General features: G+C 69.3%; 21 protein-coding genes and 1 pseudogene. 10 read left to right on the top strand and 12 right to left on the bottom strand.

Annotated features, from left to right (window positions below; translation table 11 throughout):
- Positions 1-122: 122 nt before the first annotated feature.
- The gene (gene hypB / locus BMG523DRAFT_RS16865) at positions 123-974 is read right to left on the bottom strand and encodes a hydrogenase nickel incorporation protein HypB (protein WP_011436372.1); all 852 of its coding nucleotides are present in this window, start codon (positions 972-974) and stop codon (positions 123-125) included.
- Entirely contained in the window at positions 926-1,336 is a 411-nt protein-coding gene (locus tag BMG523DRAFT_RS16860; protein ID WP_011436371.1) for a hydrogenase maturation nickel metallochaperone HypA, read from the bottom strand. Before BMG523DRAFT_RS16860 ends, hypB begins: the two co-directional genes overlap by 49 nt.
- A 400-nt stretch (positions 1,337-1,736) precedes the next feature.
- On the opposite strand from BMG523DRAFT_RS16860, the gene BMG523DRAFT_RS16855 reads away from it, so the two are divergent.
- Positions 1,737-2,375, top strand: a complete 639-nt coding sequence (locus BMG523DRAFT_RS16855; protein ID WP_011436370.1) for a DUF4389 domain-containing protein — start codon at positions 1,737-1,739, stop codon at positions 2,373-2,375.
- Between the two features lie 92 nt (positions 2,376-2,467).
- Here the strand turns inward: BMG523DRAFT_RS16855 and BMG523DRAFT_RS16850 are convergent, their stop codons facing one another.
- From BMG523DRAFT_RS16850 to BMG523DRAFT_RS16825, 6 genes are all read right to left on the bottom strand, one after another.
- Entirely contained in the window at positions 2,468-2,701 is a 234-nt protein-coding gene (locus BMG523DRAFT_RS16850; protein WP_023841713.1) for a hypothetical protein, read from the bottom strand.
- 144 nt (positions 2,702-2,845) lie between these two features.
- The gene (locus BMG523DRAFT_RS16845) at positions 2,846-4,081 is read right to left on the bottom strand and encodes a beta-ketoacyl synthase (RefSeq protein ID WP_035734092.1); all 1,236 of its coding nucleotides are present in this window, start codon (positions 4,079-4,081) and stop codon (positions 2,846-2,848) included.
- Between the two features lie 53 nt (positions 4,082-4,134).
- On the bottom strand, positions 4,135-4,371 hold the full coding sequence (locus BMG523DRAFT_RS27120; protein ID WP_011436367.1) for a hypothetical protein: 237 nt from the start codon (positions 4,369-4,371) through the stop codon (positions 4,135-4,137).
- Between the two features lie 92 nt (positions 4,372-4,463).
- On the bottom strand, positions 4,464-6,236 hold the full coding sequence (locus tag BMG523DRAFT_RS16835) for a long-chain fatty acid--CoA ligase (protein WP_011436366.1): 1,773 nt from the start codon (positions 6,234-6,236) through the stop codon (positions 4,464-4,466).
- A 305-nt stretch (positions 6,237-6,541) separates the two neighbouring features.
- Positions 6,542-7,555 (bottom strand): LysR family transcriptional regulator, encoded by a 1,014-nt coding sequence (locus BMG523DRAFT_RS16830; RefSeq protein ID WP_082456797.1) that lies wholly within the window; start codon positions 7,553-7,555, stop codon positions 6,542-6,544.
- A 185-nt stretch (positions 7,556-7,740) separates the two neighbouring features.
- Positions 7,741-9,030: a cytochrome P450 gene (locus BMG523DRAFT_RS16825; protein ID WP_011436364.1), complete on the bottom strand. Its 1,290-nt coding sequence runs from the start codon at positions 9,028-9,030 to the stop codon at positions 7,741-7,743.
- 714 nt (positions 9,031-9,744) lie between these two features.
- On the opposite strand from BMG523DRAFT_RS16825, the gene BMG523DRAFT_RS16820 reads away from it, so the two are divergent.
- From BMG523DRAFT_RS16820 to BMG523DRAFT_RS16800, 5 genes are all read left to right on the top strand, one after another.
- Positions 9,745-11,691: an AMP-binding protein gene (locus BMG523DRAFT_RS16820; protein WP_011436363.1), complete on the top strand. Its 1,947-nt coding sequence runs from the start codon at positions 9,745-9,747 to the stop codon at positions 11,689-11,691.
- A 65-nt stretch (positions 11,692-11,756) separates the two neighbouring features.
- Entirely contained in the window at positions 11,757-12,449 is a 693-nt protein-coding gene (locus tag BMG523DRAFT_RS16815) for a PaaI family thioesterase (protein ID WP_023841711.1), read from the top strand.
- A complete protein-coding gene (locus BMG523DRAFT_RS16810) occupies positions 12,450-12,710 on the top strand; it encodes an acyl carrier protein (protein ID WP_011436361.1) in 261 nt (86 codons plus the stop codon).
- Positions 12,707-13,627: a cyclopropane-fatty-acyl-phospholipid synthase family protein gene (locus BMG523DRAFT_RS16805; RefSeq protein WP_011436360.1), complete on the top strand. Its 921-nt coding sequence runs from the start codon at positions 12,707-12,709 to the stop codon at positions 13,625-13,627. Before BMG523DRAFT_RS16810 ends, BMG523DRAFT_RS16805 begins: the two co-directional genes overlap by 4 nt.
- 31 nt (positions 13,628-13,658) lie before the next feature.
- Complete coding sequence (locus tag BMG523DRAFT_RS16800; protein WP_011436359.1) at positions 13,659-14,585, top strand: acyl-ACP desaturase; 927 nt, start codon at positions 13,659-13,661, stop codon at positions 14,583-14,585.
- A gap of 280 nt (positions 14,586-14,865) precedes the next feature.
- Here the strand turns inward: BMG523DRAFT_RS16800 and BMG523DRAFT_RS16795 are convergent, their stop codons facing one another.
- On the bottom strand, positions 14,866-15,681 hold the full coding sequence (locus BMG523DRAFT_RS16795) for a ferritin-like domain-containing protein (RefSeq protein WP_011436358.1): 816 nt from the start codon (positions 15,679-15,681) through the stop codon (positions 14,866-14,868).
- A 467-nt stretch (positions 15,682-16,148) separates the two neighbouring features.
- Between BMG523DRAFT_RS16795 and BMG523DRAFT_RS16790 the strand changes: the two genes are divergently transcribed.
- The gene (locus BMG523DRAFT_RS16790) at positions 16,149-17,579 is read left to right on the top strand and encodes a hypothetical protein (RefSeq protein ID WP_023841709.1); all 1,431 of its coding nucleotides are present in this window, start codon (positions 16,149-16,151) and stop codon (positions 17,577-17,579) included.
- Positions 17,580-17,680: 101 nt separating this feature from the next.
- Here the strand turns inward: BMG523DRAFT_RS16790 and BMG523DRAFT_RS16785 are convergent, their stop codons facing one another.
- The 3 genes from BMG523DRAFT_RS16785 to BMG523DRAFT_RS16775 all read right to left on the bottom strand — a co-directional run bounded on the left by BMG523DRAFT_RS16785 (position 17,681) and on the right by BMG523DRAFT_RS16775 (position 20,652).
- Positions 17,681-18,340: a sulfotransferase family protein gene (locus tag BMG523DRAFT_RS16785; RefSeq protein WP_035912232.1), complete on the bottom strand. Its 660-nt coding sequence runs from the start codon at positions 18,338-18,340 to the stop codon at positions 17,681-17,683.
- Between the two features lie 253 nt (positions 18,341-18,593).
- Complete coding sequence (locus tag BMG523DRAFT_RS16780; protein ID WP_011436356.1) at positions 18,594-19,082, bottom strand: Hsp20/alpha crystallin family protein; 489 nt, start codon at positions 19,080-19,082, stop codon at positions 18,594-18,596.
- 625 nt (positions 19,083-19,707) lie between these two features.
- On the bottom strand, positions 19,708-20,652 hold the full coding sequence (locus BMG523DRAFT_RS16775; RefSeq protein WP_011436355.1) for a LysR substrate-binding domain-containing protein: 945 nt from the start codon (positions 20,650-20,652) through the stop codon (positions 19,708-19,710).
- Positions 20,653-20,716: 64 nt separating this feature from the next.
- Here BMG523DRAFT_RS16775 and BMG523DRAFT_RS27035 point away from each other — a divergent pair, with 64 nt between their 5' ends.
- The 3 genes and pseudogenes from BMG523DRAFT_RS27035 to BMG523DRAFT_RS16765 form a co-directional block, all read left to right on the top strand.
- Positions 20,717-20,848: a hypothetical protein gene (locus tag BMG523DRAFT_RS27035; RefSeq protein ID WP_255353890.1), complete on the top strand. Its 132-nt coding sequence runs from the start codon at positions 20,717-20,719 to the stop codon at positions 20,846-20,848.
- A 33-nt stretch (positions 20,849-20,881) separates the two neighbouring features.
- Positions 20,882-23,116 carry a catalase/peroxidase HPI gene (katG, locus tag BMG523DRAFT_RS16770; protein ID WP_043591597.1) on the top strand — a complete coding sequence of 745 codons (2,235 nt, stop codon included), beginning with the start codon at positions 20,882-20,884 and terminating at the stop codon, positions 23,114-23,116.
- Positions 23,117-24,213: 1,097 nt separating this feature from the next.
- A pseudogene (locus BMG523DRAFT_RS16765) lies at positions 24,214-24,398 on the top strand (GntR family transcriptional regulator); the annotation flags it as partial.

The raw sequence follows: 24,398 nt of genomic DNA, 5'->3' as shown, positions 1-24,398 counted from the left end.
GGCACCACCCCTGGGGACGATGCCCACCGTACTGTAACCACATGTAACTACGCATTATGGCTATATGCAGTTACGAGAACACTCGTAGCTATTCTTCGACGGGTTGCCCGGGTGCCGCGGCCTCAAACACCGTGAGACGGCCCGCTCGACCGCGGGCGGTGGCCGGCACCCCGCTCGGCGCGCAGCCAGGCGTACCACTGGCCCAGGCCAGGCCCCGGCCTCAGACCCGGCCCCGATCCCGGGGTCGCGCGGACGCGCAGTACGTCGACCCGGGGATTGATCCGGTGAACCTGCGCCTCGTACCGCGCGACCTCAACGTCGAGGTAGGGCAGCAGGTCGCACTTGGTGAGCAGGACGAGATCGGCAGCCGCGAACATGTGCGGATACTTGGTCGGCTTGTCCTCGCCTTCGGTGACGGACATCAGCACCACCCGGGCTCGCTCGCCCAGGTCGAACAGCGCCGGGCAGACCAGATTGCCGACGTTCTCGATGAACACCATCGAATCCTCTGCTGGTTCGAGCTCACGCAGCGCACAGTCGATCATGGCCGCATCGAGGTGGCAGCCACGGCCGGTGTTGATCTGGACGACGGGAGCGCCCGTGGACCGGATGCGCTCGGCGTCGCGGATACTCTCCTGATCACCTTCAACCACCGCGATCGGCACGCCCACGCCGAACTCGCGGACGGTCCGCTCCAGCAGCGTCGTCTTGCCCGATCCCGGCGAGCCCATCAGGTTGATCGCCAGCACGTCACGGGCGAGCAGGCGGCGGCGGTTCGCCTCGGCGAGCATGTCGTTCCTGGCCAGCATCCGCTCCTCGACAACCACGGTGCGCGACGTGGTCCCCCCGTCAGGCGCGTGGCCGGCAAGCGCCGGGCCGGGACCGACGAGGACGGGGTCGACGGGGTCGACCCCGTCGAGGGAGGTCAGCCGGGGCGGCGCCGCGACGTCGTCACACCCGCAGGTTCCACACATCCCACATCACCTCCGCCGCTCGGCACGGGTGTCACCTCGACCGTAACGATCATCAGCTCGTCGCCACCGACCACCTCGACGTCGGCGCTGCCGCACGGGCAGAGCACCAGGAGCAGGCGATCGTCGGCCTCGAACGTGGCGCCGCACCGCCGGCAACGGGCACGGCCCGGCGGTTCGTCGATCTCCAGGCGAGCGCCTTCGACCGGCGTGCCCGCTGCCACCAGGTCGAAACAGAATCGGACGGAGTCGGGCACGACGCCGGACACCCGCCCGATGACCAGGTGAACCGCCGTGGCCCGCGCTGCCCCGATCCGTTCCACGATCGTGTCCACGACGTTCTGGGTGATCGCCAGCTCGTGCATCCACGGCTCCTCGGGGCCCGGGCAGCCCCACAGAGCACCCCGCTCGCGGCCGGCCCGTCGGTCTCCCTACCCGCCCGGGGTCGGGGACTACCGCCCGGTGTCGGGGACAGTCCTCTCGGGCGGCCTGACAGATCATGGCCGTCGTCATCGCGCTGACAGCCTCCCCTTCTCGATATCCCCTTCTCCATAAAGACGACAAGACTGCGCAAAAGAATATATTCCGCACCAATCTTGCTGGTGGCAGGGGTGGCGGCAAGGAACACCGTCAGCCGGATGGTTCGCCGTGGCCGCCTCGGTCCGATCCGACCGAAAAAGGGGGACTCATGGCTCTCTCGCACCCGGCACCGCTGACCGAAAATAAGCCGGCAGGACGAGGTTACCGATTTACCAGGGAGCAGCCATGACCGACCAGGGGACATTTAGCGTAGAGCCGCGGCACCCCGGCCATCCGGTGTCCTTCGAGATCGACTACCCGACAGGGGAGCGCGATCGACTCACCGTGTTCTTTCGAATTATCACGGTCATCCCGATCGCGGTCGTCCTCGCGGCGGTCGGCGGTACGGGATACGGCAGAAACAGTGCGATGTTCGGCGGCGGGCTGCTGTTCTTCGCTCCCCTGCTGCTGATTCTTTTCCGGCAGAGGTACCCGCGGTGGTGGTTCGACTGGAATGTCGCTCTACTGAGTTTCACGAACCGGGTCGTGGCCTATCTCACCCTGCTGCGGGACGAATATCCCTCGACGGAGGACGAACAGGCCGTCCACTTGACGATTCCCTATCCGGACGCCGCGCGTCTGAACCGCTGGCTGCCCCTGGTCAAGTGGCTGCTGGCGGTCCCGCACTACATCGCGCTGTTCTTCCTGTATATCGCGACGGTGGCGGCGATGATCGTCGGCTGGTTCGCCGTGCTCCTCACCGGACGCCTCCCGCGGGGACTGTTCGACTTCGTCGTCGGCGTGCTGCGCTGGACGAACCGGGTGGTCTGCTACGCGGTCATTCTGACCACGGACGACTACCCACCGTTCCGACTGCGGCCCTGAAAGGCCGTGGGTGACGGCACGGTTCCGAGGGTGGACAACCGACAGTGGGGTTCGGGTCGGCGGACGCCGTTGTCCGACCGGCCCTCGACGGATCAAGCTACGGCGGATGCCGCAGGCGCGGCCATCCAGGTCAGATCGGCCACGGTGACGACGAGTCGGCGGGCGACGTCGTCGGGCGACCGCCCCGCCTCCAACGCCTCCCGAATGGCCACCCCACGTGCTGTGCGCAGATCCAGTCTGCGCGGATGGTCAGCCCACATCAGATCATCTGCCAACGCGGCTCGCTCGAGCGGATCGGACACCTGCAGTACCTGTTCGTAGGACATCACGGGCCAATGGTTACGGCTAGTCGGATCTTTGGCAACATGTGCATGGCGACTTTCTGAGCATCGTGCGCACCCGATGCTCCCGCCATGGCCGTCCGGTGTCCGCTCGGGCAGACGTACCGACCACGGCGAGGCGACCGACGGTCAGGGCCAGGGGGTGAAGGCGAGGCAGACATCGTGGCCGCCGAAGCCGAACGACGTCGACAGCGCCGCGCCGGTCCGGATCGGCCTGTTGTCCATCGTCACCACGTCCAGCGTGATCTCGTCGTCGATCGCCTCGAGGTTGCGGGTCGCCGGGACCGTCCGCTCCCGCAACGTCAGCACGCAGAGCAGCGCCTCCACCGCGCCGGCCGCGCCCAGCAGATGTCCGGTCATCGACTTCGTCGACGTCACCGCGACACCGTCGAGCGCCGCGCCCAGCGCGCCGCGCAGCGCACGGCTCTCGGCGAGATCGCCAGCCGGTGTCCCCGAGGCATGCGCGTTCACGTGCACCACGTCCGCCGGGTCAAGACCGGCGGCGTGCAACGCCCGGCGCACGGCCCGCGCCGCCCCGGCTCCCGTCGGGTCGGGGGCTGCGACGTGATAGGCGTCGGCGCTGACCCCAGCGCCGGCCACGGTCGTGTAGACCCGGGCGCCGCGGGCGCGGGCGTGCTCGGCGGCCTCCAGGACGAACATCCCGGCACCCTCGCCGAGCACGAATCCGTCCCGGACTTTGTCGAACGGCCGGGACGCCGACTCCGGCGGGTCCTCACGGCGGGACAGCGCCTGCATCTGCGCGAATCCCACGAGCGGGAGCGGATGGACGGCGGCCTCCGTGCCACCGGCGACGGCGACATCCGCTCGACCGGCCTGGATCAGGTCGACGGCGGTGGCAATGGCCTCCGCACCGGACGCGCAGGCGCTCACCGGAGCGTGCACCCCGGCGCGGGCACCGAGCGCGAGACCCACCGCCGCGGCCGGTCCGTTCGGCATGAGCATCGGCACCAGGTGCGGGGACACCTGGCGCGCCCCGCGCTCCCGGAACACGTCGTACTGGTCGAGCAGGGTGGTGAGGCCGCCGACCCCGGAACCGACGACGACGGCGAAACGTTCCGGCTCCGGCGTGGGGGTGCCCGCGTCGGCCCAGGCTTCCCGGGCTGCGACGAGGGCAAGCCGCTGCCCCCGGTCGAGCGTGCGTGCCTCCACCCGGCCAAGCTGCGGCTCGACGGCCACCGGCGCGGCGATGCGGACCGGCAGCGACTGCGCCCACGGCTCATCGAGCCGGCGGATCCCGGATCGGCCGGCCAGCACGCCGCTCCACGTCGACGCGACGTCGCCGCCGAGCGGTGTCGTGGCCCCGAGACCGGTGACCACCACCTGCCGCGCCGCCTGCCGGCCCACCGCCTGCCTGGCTGTCGTCCGCCCGTTCGCCGTCGGGTCGGTCGTCTCGATGCTCACGCGACGCCTCCGGGAGTGAGGCTCAGCGGCAGCGACGTCAGGCCCCGCTGGATGAGGCGGCTCAGCAGGTCGTCAACGACCTGCTCGGCCCACGGCCGCATCCCCTCGATCGTGCGCGGGGTGAACGCCTTGCTCACCAGGCCGCGCAGCCGGGTGTGGCCGGGCGGTTCCATCTCCGGGTCGGACCGTGCGGGCCAATCCGGTGCTCCCAGGGACGGTGCGGCGGAATCCACGTGCGGCTCCGTTTCGATGCGCCGAGATCCAGGCGGGCGGAGGTCAGTGCCGGACCGGTGCCGGGGCCAGGTGCCGGACCGGTACCGGGCGGTCAGGACGCGTACAGCTCCTCGATCTCCTTGGCGTTCTCCTCCTCGATCACGGCACGGCGAAGCTTCAACGACGGGGTGAGCTGGCCGCCCTGGATGGTGAAGTCGTGGCTCAGGAGGCGGAACTTCCGCACCGACTCGGCCCGCGAGACCTGCGCGTTCGCCGCGTCGACCGCGGCGCTGACCTCGGCGACCAGCCGAGGGTCGGTGTGGGCGGCGGCCTCGTCCAGCTTGTGACCGCCTCGCCGGGCCCAGGCCTGCACGGCGGCCCGATCGAGGGTCACGAGGGCCGTCACGAACGGCCGGTTCTCCCCGATCACTATGGCGTTGCTGACCAGCGGGTGCAGCCGGATGCGGTCCTCCAGCGGTGCCGGCGAGACGTTCTTCCCCCCGGTGGTGATAATGATCTCCTTGATTCGACCGGTGATGTGGAGATACCCGTCGTCGTCGAGCCGACCGAGGTCACCGGTGCGCAACCACGGCTCGTGCGCGCCCGTCCGATCCGGCCAGTAGCCCGGCGAGACCTGCGGCCCAGCCACCAGGACCTCGCCCTCGTCGCTGATCGCGACGGTGGTCGCCGGCAGCGGACGGCCCGTGCTGCCCGGCCGGTCGAGCCCGGGAGCGCTGATGCTGACGGCCGTCGAGGCCTCGGTCAGCCCGTAGGCGCCGAGGACGTGCACCCCGACCCCGGTGAGGAACTCGGCGGTGGAGGGGTCGAGCGTCGCTCCCCCGCACACGACGTGGCGCAGGCGCCCGCCGAACGCCGCGCGCAACCGGCGGTACACCAGCCGGTCGAACAGCGGAGCCTGAAGCCGCGTGACGAGCCCCAGGCCGCCCTGCCCACGCCGGGCCCGACCCAGCACGCAGGCGGTCCGTTCGGCCGCGGCGAACAGGCGCCCCGAGAGTCCGCCCGCCGCCGCCGCCCGCGCGCCCTTGCGCATCTTCTCCAGCGCCGACGGAACGGTGATCAGGAAGGTGGGGCGGAAGGTGCGCAGCGCCGGGACGAGGCCCCCGGGGTCCGGCAGCAGGGCCGTCCGCACTCCGGCCCACAGACACCCGATCATGGTCACACGCCCGAACACGTGCGAGAGCGGAAGGAAAAGAATGGTACTGGCCGAGCCGGTGGCCGGACGCATCACCGGGTCCAGCCGCTCCACCGAGTTGACGGCGGCGGAGAAGACGTTCGCGTGGGTCAGCAGGCAGCCCTTCGGCACGCCGGTCGTCCCGCTGGTGTAGACGATTGTCGCGAGGTCGTCGGCCCGGACCGCGTCCCGGCGGCGGAGCACCTCGGACTCCGCGACGGACTGACCGGCGGTGCCGAGTGCCGACACGGCCTCGTCCAGCGACCAGACGCGCGTCGCGGGAAGACCCGCTGACAGGACCAGGCGCTCGTGGTCGGGTGTCTCGACGAAGCACCACGAGGCCTTGGAGTCACCGATGATGTGGTCGACCTGGTGGGCCGAGGAGGTCGGGTAGACGGGGACGGTGACCGCGCCGATGCTCCAGATCGCGAAGTCGGCAACGGCCCAGCCGTAACCGGTCCGACCCATGATCGCAACCCGGTCGCCAACCCCGACGTCGTGCGCCACCAGGCCCCTGGCGACGGCCGCGACGTCGAAGCAGAACCGGCCCGCGGTCACATCGCGCCAGCCTCCGTCCACCTGATGGGCCAGAACCGGCCGGTCGGCGACCATGGCGACCTCAGTAAGGACGGCGGCGGCCAGCCCTCGGTCGGCGGGCAGCTCAGTACCTCCGGGCACCCGCAGAATGTTCACAGTTGATCCCCTGATCCCCGTTCCCGGACGCGCACAGGTCAGCCCGGATGGTCGACGAAAAATCCCCTATTAAATGCGATGGAAAAGACGATGACAAAGACGTTCCGACATCGCACCCATCACTCCAAATGGCACCGCGAGTGGAACGGGACAAGCCCGGCCGCTTCTTCATGCTAACCGTCTTCCCAGCCCATGTGAATGGGTACGGACGTCGCTGTGGAGCTGACCGCGATGGTTTTCTCTGATCGATCCATTGTTCAGGCCTGCCGATCTTCAGGCCTGCCGATCTTCAGGCCTGCCGGTCTTCAGGCCTGCCGGATCAGCGAGCACGCACCGGCGGTCACCGAGGTCAAGGCCGCGGGCGTGCTCCGCGGCCTTGGTGCCGGGCCGGTCGCCGGCTCGTCCGACCTGGACGGATCCAGGGACGGCGGTCCCAGGAACGGCCCGGCGGCGTCGAGGCTGTTGAGGAAGGCCGTGACGACGGGCTGCGGATCCGGACGCCAGACCGCGTACGCGCCGACAGTCGGTACCGGGTCGACGAGCCGCACCGCGACGGGGCCCTTCGTGGGCACATGCGCGCCGCGATCCGCCGACGCGAAGGCCACCACCGGCCTGGTCGTGACGACGATGCCGGTGGCGCCGGAGTCGTCGACCTCCTCTGCCACACTCAGGCGGATGCCACAGCGGTCGGCGGCGGCGAGGATAGCGTCGTGCATCGCCGGGCTCTGTTCCCGGCGGAACAGCACGCATCCCTGGCCCGCCAGCTCCCGGAACGAGACCTGGCGACGGTCCGCCCACGGATGGTTTCGCCCGACGAGCGCCACCAGCGGCACGGTGAAGACCCGATGGGACCGCAACTGGGCCGCGAGAGGCCCGGCGAACACGAGCGCGACGTCGAGTTTTCCCGCGGTGAGGGCGGACAGCTGGGGGCCGCTGCGAGCCTCCCAGAGAGTGGTCGAGACGTTCGGGTAGTCAGCGTTGAGCCGTAGCAGGGTGGGTTGGAGGACCCGTTCCCCGGCGGGGAAGTTGAACCCGATGGAGATCCGACCGGTCCGGCCGGAAGCGGCCTCCCTGGCCGCCCGGACCGCCTGTCGTGCCTGTTCCAGCAGACGTCGTGCCTCCATCTCGAAGGCCCGGCCCGCCGGGGTCAACCGGACCTCCCGGGAGGTCCGGTTGACCAGTTCGACACCGATGTCACGTTCGAGACGCTGGAGCTGCTGACTGAGAGAGGGCTGGGCCAGATGGAGCCTGGCCGCGGCCCGGCCGAAGTGGAGTTCTTCTGCGATCGCCAAGAAAGAGACGAGGTATCGGAAATCGATCTTGCTCTCCATGGTACCTCCCGCGGACACGCTAGCGATCCCGAAAAACTACGGGTGAATACGGCGTGTGGAGATACGGAAGGTACGGTGTAAGATTCGCCCGACGTGGCATCCACCACGCCTCCGACCTGGCACTTGACTTCGAGCAGAATATCAGAAGCGGCTCGATCCGCGACTTTGCGGCACTATCCCCGGAAGCGGACGGGGAGCTCCGCCAGTCCTCGGATGAGCAGGTTGGATTTGTAGGGCGGCGAATCGACGAGAAGCTCGGCGGACCGGACCCGGTGGAGGAACCCCGCCAGGAAGATCTCCATCTCGAGCAACGCCAACGGCGCGCCGAGGCAGTAGTGGTGACCGAGGCTGAACGACAGGTGCCGGGACGCGCCGGAGCCTGCCACGTAGCGGCGCACATCGAGACGGTCCGGGTCGTCGAATGCCTCCGGATCACGATTGGCGCAAGCGATCAACGCCACCACACCCTCACCCGGGGAAAAGGTTCGGCCACCCACCGTCATCTCCCGGGTCGCTGCCCGGGTGTTGAGGTGGATCGGGGAGTCATAGCGTAGCAGCTCGTCGACGGCGGGCCGGATGAGATCCGGTTCGTCGCGCAGCAACGCCGTCTGGTCGGGGTTACGCAGCAACGCCAGCGCCCCGTTGCCGACCAGGTTGACCGTCGTCTCGTGGCCGGCAATCAGCAGGGTCACGCAGGTGCCGAGCAGTTCGTCCTCGGTCAGCCGATCACCCTGCTCCTCGACGGCAGCCAGCGCGCTGAGCAGATCGTCGCCACCGCTGCGGCGGCTGCGCGCGACCAGCGCACGGAAGTAGGCGAGAAACTCGGGGATGGCGTCGTTACGCTCCGCCAACGCCTCCGGAGACATCAGGACGTCCGGGTCGAACGCCCTGGCCAACGCCTGCGACCAGATCTGGATGATGCCGTGGTCGGCCGCCGGCACCCCGAGGATCTCACAAATGATCGTGAGTGGCAGCGGGTACGCGATCGTCTCGATGAGGTCGAACTCTCCGGCCCGCAGCGCGGTGTCGAGCAGATCGTCGACGAGGGCGGTGATACGCGGCCGCAGATCGGCGACCCGACCCGGGGTGAACGCCTTACTCACCAGGCCGCGCAGCCGGGTGTGGTCCGGCGGCTCCATCCACAGGAACGTCGCCGGGAACTCCTCGGCGGGCAAGGTGGGATGCAGCTGGTGGGCCTCCTGATCGTGCCCCCAGCTCTGGTTGGACAGTACCGCTACACAGTCGTCGTGCCGGGTGGCGACCCGCAGTCCGAACGGCGTCTCGTGCAGCCGGCCGGCTGCCCGCAGGCGCGCATAGAGCGGATAGGGATTCGGCCTGTTCGCGGGATCGAACAACGCGGCCAGCAGATCAGGCGCCTGGTCCGGGAGCGGTTTCCCGTGGTCGGCCGCGACGCCGGTACCGGCGTCCGCCCCGGCGAATACGGAATCGGTTGTGACTGCCATGACGTGCTCCTCATCGTCGGTCCGACGAATGCCGGCGCGGGTGGTGCCACGGAGCTCGGTTCACGGTGGGTCTCCACCTGGAAGCGCCCCGGGACCTGTGCGTTCAGGCCACCTGCCCGGAGCCTGATCGCGGCGGTGAGAAATGAGGGAATGGAGGCGATGGATGGGATGAGTAAGGACGGTGGCGGCGGGTGGGGACCCTCAGTTCCGTTCCCGAGTCTTGTCTCCTGACCCTTGTCTCCGGATTCCGGCCGGACACGGGAAACTTGCTTCGGTCGCGGTCGCGGTCGCGGTCGCGGTCGCGCGCCGAGCCGGCGACCCGGCGACCCGGCGACCCGGCGAGGTGATCGGTACATTTGATACCACCAGGACGACACCCAGGTGAACTCCCAGGAAACCATCGGATGAATTTTCCGACCGCCGGAACGATTCGGTGATGTATTGTCGGCCCTGATGGATCAATAGATTACCTAAATTTTTGTTGACGAACGACCACCATACCCACGAGCCTTTTCCTGCCGCCCGCGGCATTCATCAGCACATCCGATCATCAGTACACCCGACGGACAGAGATCAGTACACCCGACGGGCGAGTACACCCGACGGGCGGCCCGATCGGCTGCTGTTCGGCCGCCGTCGCCTCGGTGCCGGCCGGGCCCCATCCGTCGCACGGACGCGGAAGACACCCGGACGCGGAAGACAGGAGCGCGGATCATGCCTGCCATCCGGAGCGAGGTCACCTCGCCCACCTCCGCCATCTCGCCCATGTCTCCGACTCTCCATCCGCGGCCGGGCCCCCCACGGTCGGCGACGACCGGCGGGCCGACCCACGCGACCCACGGCAGCCACCCGACCGACCCGACCGGCACGACCGACGCTCGCGGGCACCATGAGCCGCTCGACGCCGAGACGTTGCACGACGCACTGGACGTCGCGGCCGCCCGGCATCCCGACACGCCCGTCACGTTCCCGTCCACCCACGAGGTGATCTCGCTGCGGGACCTCGCGGCCACCTCCCGGATCATCGCGGCCGCGCTGACGACGGACGGGGTCCAGGCCGGCGAGCGGGTTGGGGTGCTGGCCGCGAACTCGGCCGAGTTTCTGCTCGCGCTCTTCGCGATCAGTCGGGCGGGCGCGGCGGCCTGTCCGCTGCCACTGCCGACCACCGCGCACGACCTCAACGGCTATGCCGACCGGGTCTCGCGCACTACGGCGGCCGCGGGCATCCACCGGGTGGTCACCGGCGGCCGAGTGTCGGCCATCCTGCGCCGCACGGCCGACCGGCTCGGCGGACTCCGGTTCCTCCCCGCGGCTGACCTGGTCCGCGACGTCGGTCCCGCCACGCCCACACGCCAGCCACATCCGGGTCCCGAATGCCCGGTGGGTGCGGTGGGTGCGGTGGGTGCGGACGACGTCGCGATCGTGCAGTTCACCTCCGGCAGCACCGCGGCCCCGAAGGGCGTGGTGCTCAGCCACCGCGCCGTGCTGTGCGGCATCCGCGCGATCATCGACGGCATCCGGCTCGGTGAAGGCGATCACGGCGGAATCTGGTTGCCGCTGTTCCACGACATGGGGCTGTTCGCGACCCTCAGCGCGATCATGACCGGCATCCCGATGACCGTCTGGTCCCCGGCGGACTTCGTCCGTGACCCCGCCGGCTGGCTGCGCTCGTTCCTCGCCAGCGGCGCCACGATCTCGCCGGCGCCGAACTTCGCCTACGACGACCTCGTCCGGGCGATCGACCCAGACGAGGTACCCGGGCTGGACATGCGCCGGTGGCGCGTCGCGCTGAACGGAGCCGAGCCGGTCTCCGCGGTCGGCGTCGAGCGCTTCCTCGACCACTTCGCGCCGGCCGGGTTCGCCCCCACGGCGATGTTCCCCGTGTACGGGATGGCCGAGGCCACCCTGGCCGTGGCCTTCCCGCCGCTGGGCCGCGCCCCCGTGGTCACCTGGGTCGACCGGGACCGACTCGCCGCCGAGGGAATCGTGACGGAGGTCCCGCGCGAGCATCCGCGCGCCAAGGGGCTGGTCGCCGTCGGCCGGCCGGTCCGCGACATCCGGATTCGCATCGCCGACCTGCACGGTGACGTCCTGGCCGATCCGCTCGGCGACGGTCTGGCGCCGAGCCTGCGGGTGGGCGAGATCCAGATCCGGGGTGGTTCGGTCACCTCGGGCTACCTCACCGCGGGGGGCCTGACGACCGGGGGCTTCACAGCGGACGGCTGGCTGCGCACCGGCGACCTCGGCTTCCAGCGCGGCGACGATCTGTTCGTGACCGGCCGGGACAAGGAAATGATCATTATACGCGGCGTGAACTACTACCCCGAGGACGCCGAAGCGGCGGTGCGTGACCTTCCGGGCGTGCACCGACGTCGCGTCGTCGCCTTCGGCTCCCCCGACCAGCCGGACGCCGCCGGCAGCCCTCCGGACGCCACCGGAGCGAAGGCTGCCGGCGGCGTCACGGTGGTCGGCGAGACCGCGCTGACCGAGCCCGCGGACCGAGCCCGACTCGCGACCGACCTGCGGATGGCGGCGACTGCGGCGCTGGGGCTGTCCACGGTGACGGTGCGTCTGGTCGAGCCCGGCGCGCTGCCCCGCACCTCCAGCGGCAAATTCCAACGGCTGGCGGTACGCGACCTGGTCGGGCGCGGCGTGCTCTGACCCGCAAGCCCAGCGTCCAATTCCGCACACCCACCGCGTTCCGCGCCCATCGACCAGGGAGCCCGATGCACAGCCACCTGATGACGCCGAGCCCTGACGGCCCGCGGGAAGCCGACGATCCGGAGGACTACCTGAGCGTGCCGTGGTCCGTGCTCGCGGACTATCGGTGTTTCGGCTGCTCGCCGCACAATCCGCACGGGCTGCAACTACGCTTCTCCGCCCACGCCGACGGCATCTCGACCCGTTTCCGGCTCGAACGCCGGCACGAGTCCTATCCCGGCGTCGTGCACGGTGGCCTCATCGGAGTGATCGTCGATGAGACGATGGGCAATCTGATCGTGCTGCAGGTCGGGCTCACCGCGTTCACCACCGCGCTGCGGGTACGCTACCTCGCCCCGCTGAGCGTCGGCGCCGAATACCGCTGCGTCGCCCGGCTGCGCGGCGTCCCGGATGCTACCCCCGGCCGCGGGGACGCGGCACCGGTCGGCGGCACGGCCGGCGGCACGGCCGGCGGCGTAAGCGGCGGCAGAGCAAACGGGCTGGTGCACGCCGAGGCCGAGCTCCTCGACGAGGCCGGGACGCTGCTCGCGACCGCAAGCGCGACCTACCGCCCGACCCCGATGGACACCGCCCGGGACCGGATGATGCTGAATCCGACCGAGGCCGACCGCGTCGCGCAGGCGCTGGCGGCGACGCTCACCAGACCACCGGCCACCGGGTCCACCGCCGCCGGCCTCCCCACCTCAGAGGAGCACTGAATGTCCGTGTCGTATACGGAGATCGTCACCACCGTCACCGCCATCGTCGCTCGTGAGCTCGGCATCCCGATCGAGGACCTGGCTGCGGACGCCGATCTGCGCTCCGTGGAGGGTGCGGACTCGGTGAAGGTGCTCCGGATGATCGCCCGGGTGGAACGCGAGTACGACGTCGAGCTCGAGGACGATGACGTCTTCTCGGCGGTCACCGTCGCCGAGGTCGCCGACGTCGTCCAGGCTGCGCTGCAGGTGCAGGCCGCATGAGCTCGCCCGTCACCACCGCGCCGGAGGCGGCGGCGGGCCTCGCCACCGAACCCACGACGAGCACCGAACCCACGACGAGCACCGAACCCACGACGAGCGACACCAATCAGCACTACGACCTGCCGCCCGAGGTCTTCGGCCTGTTCCTCGATCCCCTGCGCAAGTACAGCTCGGGTCTCTACCGCACGGAGCACGACACCCTCGAGCAGGCGCAGATCGCCAAGCTCCACTTCGTCGCCGATCGGCTCGGCCTGCGCCGCGGTGGTCGCGTCCTCGACATCGGATGCGGTTGGGGCTCGCTGACGCTGTTCATGGCGGTCGAGTACGAAGCCGAGGTCGTCGGGGTCTCCCCCGCAGGGCGACAGCACGCCTACATCGCGCAGCGAGCCGCCGAGCTCGGCGTGAGCGACCGCGTCACCACGATCCAGGGCCACTTCGAGACGGTCGAGCTGCCCTCGGGGAGTTTCGACGCGGTGACGATGCTCGGCTCGATCGTGCACATGCCCGACCTCGATGTCGTGTTCCGGCGGGCCCGGGCGCTGCTGCGCCGCGACGGACGGCTGTACGTGTCGGAAAGCTGCTTTCGCAACGCGGCCACCCGGGCGGCGTTCGACCATCGGGAAGGGACCGAGTTCGTCCGCGCATCGATCTTCGGCTGGGGGGACATGCGGCCGCTGTCCGACCTCGTCGCCGGCGCCGAGGACGCCGGTTTCTCCCTGGCGAGCCTCGACGATCTCACCGACGACTACCGGCGCACCATCGACGACTGGCTGGTGAACGTCGACGCGGCCGCGGAGCGGATCGACGCGATCCGCCCGGGAACGGCCGCGACGCTGCGCCGCTATCTGGAGGTCGCGAACGCCGGCTGGGGCTACACCACCAAGCACTACGCGCTGGTGTGCCGCAAGGCACGCTGACCGCCGCCGAGCGAGGAACGGGATCCACATCATGACGGCATCCGACATTCTCCGGCCGGCGTTCGGCCAGGCCCGCGGCGTCGAACCACCGCGAGCCCCCGCACGCCCGGCCCTGGCGCCGCTGCTTCCTCCCGCCGAGGTCGAGGCGGCCGTCATCGCCTTCCACCAGGCGGGTTCCACCACCCGCCGCTTCGACGTCGAATCGACATTCGCCTGGGAGAACGCCGACGCCGGTCGGCTCACCGAGGGACAGCGCTCCGCGGTCCGGTTCATCACGTTGATCGAGGACCACCTGCCCGGCTACTTCGGCGTGTACGAGCGGGCCTTCCCGCTGAACCCCGACGTCGACGTCGAGACCTTCGTGCACAACCGGGAGCTTTACCACTTCACCGTGCGTTGGGCGCAGGAGGAGGACAGCCACGCCCGGGCACTGTTCCGCTACCAGGTCGCCGCCGGCATCGCCGATCCCGACGAGCTGCGGCGGGAACTGGCGACCGAGGGGCGCAAGCACTTCGAACTGCCGCACGACCACGCGGTCTCGCTGTTCGCCTACGCCCTGGTCCAGGAGAAGGCGACCCAGCTGTACTACCAGCAGCTGCGGGCGGTCGTCGGCGATCCGGTGTTGGCCGATCTGCTGAACCGGCTCGCCAAGGACGAGGCCCGGCACTTCACCTTCATGGCCGACATCGTGGAACGGTACCTGCGCCGCCACGGCGACGCCGTCATCGAGCCGATCCGGGAGGTTATCGCGCACTTCCGGATGCCACTGGCCGACACGATCCGGGGTTACTGGCGCTGGGCCCTGCGGATCGCCGAGACTGCCCGCTACGATCACACCGACGCCTACCCGCACCTCATCCGAGTGGTCAACCGGGCGGTCGACGTCCGCACCGACAAGGTCGACGAACTGGTTCGCTTCGTCGACGCCTGCCGGTCGACGACCCTGGACACCCCGTAGGTCCCTGCCAGGACCAGCGCAGCAGCAGTGGCCGTCCCACGAACCGGCGGCCGGTGAATTTGCGGGAGCTGAGCGCGGTCCGCGATCCCTGGACCGTGCTCAGCTCCCCACGACTCGGCCGCCACACGATCACGCGCACGATCACGCGGACGCGTCCCGGCTGGGACGCGTCCGCGTGGATGGCCGCACGGGAAACTACCGGATCCGTTCGTGACAGGCCCGGTACCGGCAAACCCGGCACCGTCAGGCCCGGTACTGACGAACTCGATCGCCGAAGCGGTCAGGGCATCGCCTCCACCAACGCCTGCCGGATGTCGGAGTTCCGGTTGAACTCCCGGCCGAGAACGCTGCCGAGCGCCTTGCGGATCTTCACTTGGAGCTGTTCCAGCGTATCCGGCTCGGAAACCCGCAAGAACACCTCGAACGCGGTGTCAATGGTCTCGTGGCCCTGAAGATCCTCGAGCAGGCGGTGCTTGAACTCCCCCACCGGATGCTTGATCCGGTTGTTCGACATGTAGAAGTGGAACGTCTCCAACACGGACACGAGCTCGTGCGGATTCCGCTCCAGCCGGCGCTTCGCGAAGTACATGAACTCCCGGGCATGACCGGCCTCGTCCCGGCTGGCGCGCAGCATGAGGTCCGCCAGCACCGGCTCGCGCACCCACTCCGACATCGTCCGGTAGACCGTGTTCACCGTCATCTCCGAGATGACGTTGGTGATCAAAGTGGCGCTCGGCGTGGTGCCCGGCACGTAGGGCTCGCGCAACGCCTCGATCCGGCGCTGGTCGATCTGGGCGTCCACCGCCTGCAGCCACGCCCGGAAGGCGTAGTGGTGCTGGAGCTCCTGGTAGCCCCAGATGTTCACGAAGGCAGAGCAGTCGTAATCGTCGGTGAACTCGTTGAGAAAGCCGTGCACCGCCGCGATGGAGGTGGCCTCACCCATGACCGCACCCTTGACCAGCGCAATATACTCGGGCTGGACAAGATCCCTGCGGATCTCGTCCAGCGGCAGGTCGACCAGCTTCCACTGCAGCCGCTCATAGTGCTGGAATACGTCAAAGCTGTGCGCGTTCTCGATGGTGTCGGAGGTCGCCATGCTGGAATCTCCCCTGGCCCGGTCCCGTCGACCTGTGCGGACTCGTTTCTATTTCACCACAGTTGGTTCGACAATATCAACGGCCAGTCATTACGTCATCCCATCGATCGATGGGAACAGGCTATGGCGCCCACGACGAAGTCCTTGGATTTTTATGATGTTCTCGCCCAGGATTCCGGGAAGATTAACCCACGAGTCGATCCGGCGGGCCGCCAATACCTCATGGCTGCTCTGGCTCCATGAACCTGCTCCAGGCACCTGCTCCATGCACCGCGCGAGAGACCGGGCAAGAGGGAGTTCATGTGACACCTGCTGCGCACGCTGCTGACGCGGGTCGAGAAGCTGGAGCTGCCTGGAGCCGCTCAGCGACAGCCGCCAGGACAAGCCGAACGTCAACTTCCGCGGCCCTGACGGACTCCCGGCCGCCCCGCGGCAGCCGGGGGCACGCCGTCGTCCTCGGCGCCGGGATGGCCGGGCTCCTCGCGGCCCGGGTGACGGCCGAGTTCTTCGACCGGGTGACGATCATCGAACGAGACGACCTCACCACCGAGGGTACTCGCCGCGGCGTCGCGCAGGGATCCCATCTGCACGCCCTCACCGAACGAGGCCGGTTGTGCCTGGAGGAGCTGTTCCCCGGGTTCACCGACACCGTGACCGGCCACGGCGCGCCTCGCGCCCACATGCTCGTCGAGACCCGGTGGTACGTCCGCGGGCGGCGATTGTACCCCACCGACACCGGGCTCACCTCCCTGCTGGCGAGCCGGCCGCTGCTGGAGAGCGTGCTGCGGGAGGCCGTACTCGCCCGTTCCCAGGTCCGCCTGCTGCAGCGGGTGCGCGCCGTTGGGCTGGTGGGCCGGCCCGGCCCGGGCGGTCCGGACGAACCCGGCCGGATCGTCGGGGTCCGGGTCGAACGCCTCGACAGTGGCCCGCGGCCGGACGACGCCCGAGTCAACGGCACCCAAGCCAACGGCACCCGGCCCGACAGCAGCACCTGGCCCGGCGGGGTACGCCCTGCGGATGCGCACCTCGACGGCGGCGAGGTCATCGAGGCGGAGCTGGTCGTCGACGCGACCGGCCGCGGCTCCCGGGCAGCGGACTGGCTCGCCGCGCACGGGCTGCCCGTGCCCGTGCGCGAGCAGGTCGACGTCGACCTCGGCTACGCATCCCGCGTCTACCGGCGACGCGCGAGCGACCTCGACGGCCAACGTGCGGTTATCATCTCGACGATCCCCGGGCTGCGCGGCGGTGGCGCCGTCGCGCAGGAGGACGATCGGTGGATCGTCACCCTGGCCGGCATGCTCGGCGAGCATCCGCCCACCGACCCGGACGGGTTCGCCCGCTTCGCGGCAACCCTGCCCGCTCCCGACATCGCCCGGCTCATCGCCGACGCCGAGCCGCTCGGGGATCCGACCCCCTACCGCTTTCGCGGATCGGTGCGACGCCCGTACGCACGCCTGCGCGAGCCCAGCGCCGGCTTCGTCGCCCTCGGGGACGCGGTGTGCAGCCTCAACCCGCTGTACGCCCAGGGGATGACGGTCGCGGCCCAGCAGGCGCTGGCGCTGCGGGACGCCCTGCGGGACACGCCGGACGCGCTCGGCCCACCCGCCGCCCGCACCGACGCCGATCTGCCCCGGCGGTTCTTCACCGCCGCGGCCGTTCCCGCCGACCTGGCCTGGGCTCTGGCCACCGGAAATGATCTAGGATACCCACAGGTGCAGGGGCGGCGCACCCCGCGGATCAGGCTGGTCAACGCCTATCTGCCCCACGTGCACGCCGCCGCGCATACCGACCCGGTGGTGGCCCGGGTGTTCATGCGAATCATCAATCTGGTCGAACCGCCGTCGGCCCTGCTGCGACCGGACGTCCTCACTCGGGTGCTACGCGCCCGCCGCTCCTGATCCTCCACGCCGGCGGCCGGCTCCGGGTGCCGTGGGATGCGCACGTGCCCGGGACCGCGCCGGGCCGGGAATCCCCGCCTCAGCCACCGAGCTGGGCGGGTTCACGGCTGGACACCACTCGCGCTCATGGCCGCGACGACACGTTCACGGTGTTTCGCCGCGTAGGCTTCTCGATTGTTCAGTCGGGGGAACTGTTCCCCCGGAACCGGCACACCGAGGAAGTCGCACAGGGGCCCCCACCCCTGGGCGACGTCGAATACCAACAGACGGTCGGCTGAGATCTCGCGTTGCACCGCGGCATTGTGCTCCGCGAAGACCTGTAGGGCGTGGTCCTTGTCTGCGAAACGCCCCTTGAAGACACCGTCCCACACCACCAGATTCATCATGGTGATCACGCGCATGGCTTCCGCGCTCATTCGCGCCGGTCGGTTCGATATCGCCTGGAACAGTGTGCTCCGCGCACTGTCATACCACTTTTCCGGGTCGCGAACCGTAAGAATCACTCGAGCCGACGGGTAGTGGTCCGCAAGCTCCCGCCAGAACCGGGCTCCCGGCCAATCGACTGTCGATCTGTACTGGCCGTACAGCGAGTCCCAGTCCACAGGAGCGCCTTCAGCGGCACTCGTCCATGCGGCAATGGTCTCTCGGTGCGCGAGGACCTCGTCCATGTGATGACAAGGGCCGTAACCGAGCTGTTCGAGGGCCAACTTGAGCGAAAGCGTTCCGGTGCGCCCGAAGCCCGCACCAATGATGTTGATCATTTCCCTCCTCCGTAGACAACGGATGCAACATTAACGACCATTCCGTTGCGAGTCCAGAGGGAATTTTAATAATCTACCATTCTGGTAGGGATTGTGTAGTTGTAAGTATCCTAACTGCCCACACCCGGTTGTCCGGTGTAGTTTTATGGAGGATTCAGGATTCAGGATTCAGGATTCACCACGGCGCCGCGGCCAGGCGGGCACGGCCTCCGCCGGGGATAGCGGACACGCGGGCAGCGGCCCCGCCGCCGGGTCAGCTGCCGCCGCCACTGCCGCCGGTGACCTCGATGTGCCTGGGCTGACTCTTCCTGGACTTGGCGAGCCGGATCGTCAGCACCCCGTCGTCCAGCGACGCACTGACCGACTCCGGGTCCACCTCGCCCGGCAGCACGATGCGATGTTCAAACCTGCCCACCCGGCGGGTCTGACGGCGTAGCACGCCCTTCCGTTCCCGCTCCTTGATCTCACCGGTGACCCGAAGCTCGTTATCCTGCAGGTCGATCGAGACATCGCGGCCGCGCACCCCGGGGAGCTCGAGTTCGACGATGTAGGCATCGTCGGTCTCCTCGATGTCGACCGGGATGACGGCGGCGGCCAGCAGTCCCACCGGTCGGCCTTCCGCGCCACCGACGACCTCATCGAGCAGGCTTCCCATCCGGGTCCAGGCGTCCTCGATCTCCCGGAACGGATCCCACCTGATCACCGGGGCCGGACGTTGGCTGCTTCGCACCGGAAATGCCATGATGTTCCTCCACTCGTCAATATCATTTCGACATCATTCGATTCGACCACACAATCAGCTGTTATCGGTCAAACACTTCCATCGCCGTCTCCCTGGTCGTCGGCGGGTAAATCGGCCGCGGCGGGAAACACTGACCACTGCTTCGGGGTTGTTCCGCAACCGCCGGAACGGTGAACAACCGGCGCGACCTCTCCGGGACGGCCACCGCCTGGGCACACAGCACCCGGGCAGGTGTGGAGGCCGCGAAGCACGGCGGTCCCGCCATCCCCTCGAATCAGTTTTCCTCATCAAGACGAGCCGGCGGGACCCTGGCCCTGTCCGCTGACGGACAATGAGCCCAAAGTCCTTCTGCCCAGCTCCGCCCGCACGAAACCACAGCCGGGCGACGGTGCGGGCATCGCGGCATCCCGCCCTGCCCCGGCTGGTCGCGCGGCTGAACGCACTCCCAGGGGCTCCTCGAGCACCTCGGCGACCAGCCCGCGATCGTGACCACGCTGCAGGAATGGCATGACATCCTCGCGGCTGTCAGCCGGCAATCCGCCGAGACGGATCCGCTGCCAGTGGCACAGTGGCGTGCGCTCGCGGCCGGCCTGCCGCGTTCCCCGGAGCCCGCCGAGGGCGCGCGTCAGACCGCCGCGGCCGGCACCGGGGCGAGGGCGAGACCCGTCCCCGGCAGGGCGGCCCGCACCTCGGCGGCGAGCAGGTTCCAGTCCGTCACGCGGGCCGAGGTCAAGCGGTAGGCCAGGCCGACGCGCCGGTGCGGCGCGGGCCGGCGGAACGTGGCGACGGCCAGGCCCCGCCCCTCGCCGACCTCGACTCCGACAGCGGCGGCGGGGACGAGGGTCAGCCCCAGGCCACCGGCGACCATCTGGACGATCGTCGACAGGCTCGCCGCACGCAGGGTGGAACGCTCCCGTGCCCCTGCCTCCCGGCAGACCTCGAGTGCCTGGGCCCGGAAGCAGTGCCCGTCCTCCAGCAGGAGCAGGTCCTGCCCGCCGATGGCTGCGACCGGCACGGCAACGCCACCCGCCAGCGGGTGCTCCGCGGGGGTGACGAGGACAAAGTCCTCGTCGTACAGCGGGATCTCGGCTGTCCCCGGCTCATCGGTGGGCAGAGCGAGCAACGCGAGATCGAGCGCACCGCCGCGCAGCTCCGCCAGCAGGGTGGCCGTCTGAGACTCCCGCAGCCGCAGCCGCGCCTGCGGCCACCGTTCCCGCAGCGTCGGCAGCAGCTGTGGGAGCAGGTAGGGGGCCACCGTGGGGATGACCCCAAGACGGATGTCACCGACCAGGGGTTCCCGGGCCCGGATGGCCAGTTCACCGATGTCGTCGACGGCACCCAGTACCCCCCGGGCCCGCCGGACGATCTCCTCCCCGAGCCCGGTGAGCAGGACGCTGCGGGTGGTGCGTTCCACGAGCTGGACGCCCAGGGTGCGCTCAAGCGCCGCCACCGCGCTGGACAGCGTCGGCTGGCTGACGTGCAGGGCCGCCGCGGCGCGGCCGAAGTGCCGGTGATCGGCCACTCCGACGAGGGCGCGCAGCTGGGCCAGGGTCGGGTGCGGACTAGCCATAGATTGAGGCTATCAAAGTTGCGGAATTTTTCGATTTCTCTTCCGAGTCGCCGACCGTGACAGTGTGACAGTTATGACAGTGGAGTCATCCCTGCGCGGCTTCTCGATCGACGAGGCCGTCAACGAGGCCATCAACGACGGCCGCGGCCATCTACTGGGGCCGGCGCCCCGGCTGTTCCACCGCACGCGTTCCTGATCGCTCCTGATCCGTCTATGCCCGGAGGGTCCCATGTCCGAGAACCATGACGCAGTCGTGTACAACACGAACGCGGAGAACGGCGGTGGCTGCCCGGTCGCGCACGGGCGCGCCCCGCACCCCACCCAGGGCGGCGGAAACCGCGGCTGGTGGCCGAACCGGCTCAACCTGAAGATCCTCGCCAAGAACCCCGCCGTGGCCAACCCCCTCGGCGGGGAGTTCACCTATGCCGAGGCCTTCCGGACCCTCGACCTCGCCGCCGTGAAGCAGGACATCGCGGCGGTGCTGACTACCTCGCAGGCCTGGTGGCCGGCCGACTACGGTCACTACGGCCCGTTCATCATCCGGATGGCGTGGCACAGCGCGGGTACCTACCGCATCAGCGACGGTCGCGGTGGTGCGGGTGCCGGCCAGCTGCGTTTCGCTCCCCTCAACAGCTGGCCGGACAACGCGAACCTCGACAAGGCTCGCCGCCTGCTGTGGCCGGTCAAGAAGAAGTACGGTCAGAAGATCTCATGGGCCGATCTGATGATCCTCGCCGGCAACGTCGCCCTGGAGTCGATGGGCTTCGAGACCTTCGGCTTCGCCGGCGGTCGGGTGGACGTCTGGGAGCCTGACGAGGACGTCTACTGGGGCCCCGAGACCACCTGGCTCGACGACGAGCGCTACACCGGCGACCGGGAGCTCGAGAATCCCCTCGCCGCCGTCCAGATGGGTCTCATCTACGTCAACCCGGAGGGCCCGAACGGCAACCCGGACCCGATCGCCGCGGCGCGCGACATCCGCGAGACGTTCCGCCGGATGGCGATGAACGACGAGGAGACGGTCGCCCTGATCGCCGGCGGCCACACCTTCGGCAAGACCCACGGCGCGGCCAACCCGGACGAGCACGTCGGCCCGGAGCCCGAGGGCGCCCCCATCGAGGAGCAGGGCTTCGGCTGGACGAGCACCTTCGGCACCGGCAGGGGTGGGGACACGATCACCAGCGGGCTTGAGGGTGCGTGGACGAACACCCCGGTGAGCTGGGACAACAGCTTCTTCGAGATCCTGTTCAGCTACGAGTGGGAGCTGACGAAGAGCCCCGCCGGTGCGAACCAGTGGAAGCCGAAGGACGGTGCCGGTGCCGGCACCGTCCCCGACGCCCACGACGCAGCGAAAAGCCACGCCCCCACGATGCTGACGACGGACCTCGCCCTCCGGTTCGACCCGATCTACGAGCCCATCTCGCGGCGCTTCCTGGAGAATCCGAGCGCGTTCGCGGACGCGTTCGCCCGGGCGTGGTTCAAGCTGACGCATCGTGACCTGGGGCCGGTCGCGCGCTACCTCGGCCCGGAGGTCCCGACCGAGACGCTGCTGTGGCAGGACCCGCTCCCGGCGGTGGCCCACGAGCTCATCGACGCCGCGGACGTCGCCACTCTCAAGGGTCAGATCCTTGCCTCGGGCCTGTCGGTCTCCCAGCTGGTCTCCACCGCGTGGGCGTCGGCCTCGACGTTCCGCGGTGGTGACAAGCGCGGCGGCGCCAACGGTGCGCGCATCCGCCTCGAACCACAGCGCGGTTGGGAGGTCAACGAACCCGACCAGCTGGCGGCGGTCCTGCGCACGCTGACGAGAATCCAGGAGGTCTTCAACGCCGCCCAGACCGGCGGCAAGCAGGTCTCACTCGCCGACCTGATCGTGCTCGCCGGTGGTGTTGCCGTCGAGCAGGCCGCCGCGAACGCCGGCTTCGACGTCGAGGTCCCCTTCGCACCGGGACGTACCGACGCGTCGCAGGAGCAGACCGACGTGGAGTCGTTCGCGGTGCTCGAGCCGACGGCGGACGGGTTCCGCAACTACCTGGGGAAGGGCCACCGCCTGCCGGCTGAGTACCTTCTGCTCGACCGGGCGAACCAGCTGACCCTGAGCGCCCCCGAGCTGACGGTCCTCGTCGGTGGTCTGCGGGTCCTGGGCGCCAACTACCAGCAGTCGCCGCTCGGCGTCTTCACCGCGACCCCCGGGTCGCTGACGAACGACTTCTTCGTCAACCTGCTCGAGCTGGGCACGACGTGGAAGACGACGTCCGAGGACGCGAACACCTTCGAGGGCCGCGATGCCGCCACGGGCAAGGTCAGGTGGACCGGCAGCCGCGCCGACCTCGTCTTCGGTTCAAACTCCGAACTGCGCGCGCTCGCGGAGGTCTACGCGAGCGACGACGCGCGGGAGAAGTTCGTGCACGACTTTGTCGCGGCGTGGGTCAAGGTGATGAACCTCGACCGGTTCGACCTCGTCTGATCCTGGTTCACCTCGCCCGATCCTGACGTCCAGGTCGGCCCGTGCCGGGCCACCTGGACGTCCTCGGTCCCGTCGCCATGGGCCTGAGGACGTGACGGTCGTGACGGTCGTGACGGTCGTGACGAGCTCGTCCGCCGAACAGGTGCCGGCGGCCGATCGGCGTGACAGGCGTCACCAGCACCCCCATACCTTCAGATAATCGACTGATCCTGCTAGACAGAACCAGTACCCGGGGAAACCTCGACGTCGCAGTACGATCCCGCGGGGACGACCATGATCCTTTGTGATCCCGTGCCGCCCCTGCCGGAACGGCTCCCTCCCGCCGCCCAGGCCGTCCAGCCGCTGTCCCGGCCACGCTCCCCGTTCCCGTACTAAGCCGGGGGTCAACGACTCTCGCCTTCGAAGATCTCCCTCACCGCCGCCGCGCGCGGGACGAGCGGTAGCGTGCGCGCCGCCAGCCTTCCTCTGGACACGCCTGGCGACTGGCCCGCGCGCCCACCCGAGGCACGGGAGAAACCCTCGGCATCCGGTCTCCTCGATCCCCTGCTGCTCTCTGTGCCCAGCCCTGGGCCGGCGACCGCCACGGTTCGGCGCACCGGCTGCCGTTGCACCGTTCGTCTCCCTCCCCCTCGACACGGAGGTCGAGGCGGCGGTCACCGTGCGACGCGTAGGTCGACAACTCACTGTAGTCGACTCCGAGCTCGGATCGGCGGGATCCCGGGCGAGCGTGCTTGTGCGTTTTCTCGTCTCGCGCCTCACCGTCCATTGACCCCTTCAAGGACGCGCTGGTCAACGCCTGTTCGAGGGACCAGACGGAGCGGGGACCGCGGCAGTCCGGTCGAGCGCGCCCGCACCCGGGCCGAGTCGGTCAGGTCGACATTTTTATTAACTCTGCGTAACAGAATGCGGAATACAACGTGGTCCTTCACCGCCCCGGACCGGAGGACCACCCCCATCGCTGCCACAATGCGACTTCGTAAGCACGGTTCGTAGTCAGACGGCACCAAAGACCACTAGCCACACATCCGACATCGCAGTCCGGAGTCTGGGGAATACCAGATTCCGGACAGCACGATCATCAGGGGGATCAAGAGATCATGACGTTAACGCATCCGACCGAGACGCCGACGAGCCTGATGACCGGGCATCCGGTTCGACTGGCCCGCCCGGGGGAGACGGACGACCGCGAGTCGCGCCCCGCCCGGGACACCACCACGACAATCACCCGAACCGGCACCCCCGGCATCGGCGGCATCACCGCCACCGGCCCCGGCCACCCCCT

This window comes from Frankia sp. BMG5.23 (assembly GCF_000685765.2).
GTDB lineage: Bacteria > Actinomycetota > Actinomycetes > Frankiales > Frankiaceae > Frankia > Frankia casuarinae.
Note: the sequence above shows the minus strand (reverse complement) of the source record. Positions and strands in the feature narration are given on the sequence as shown.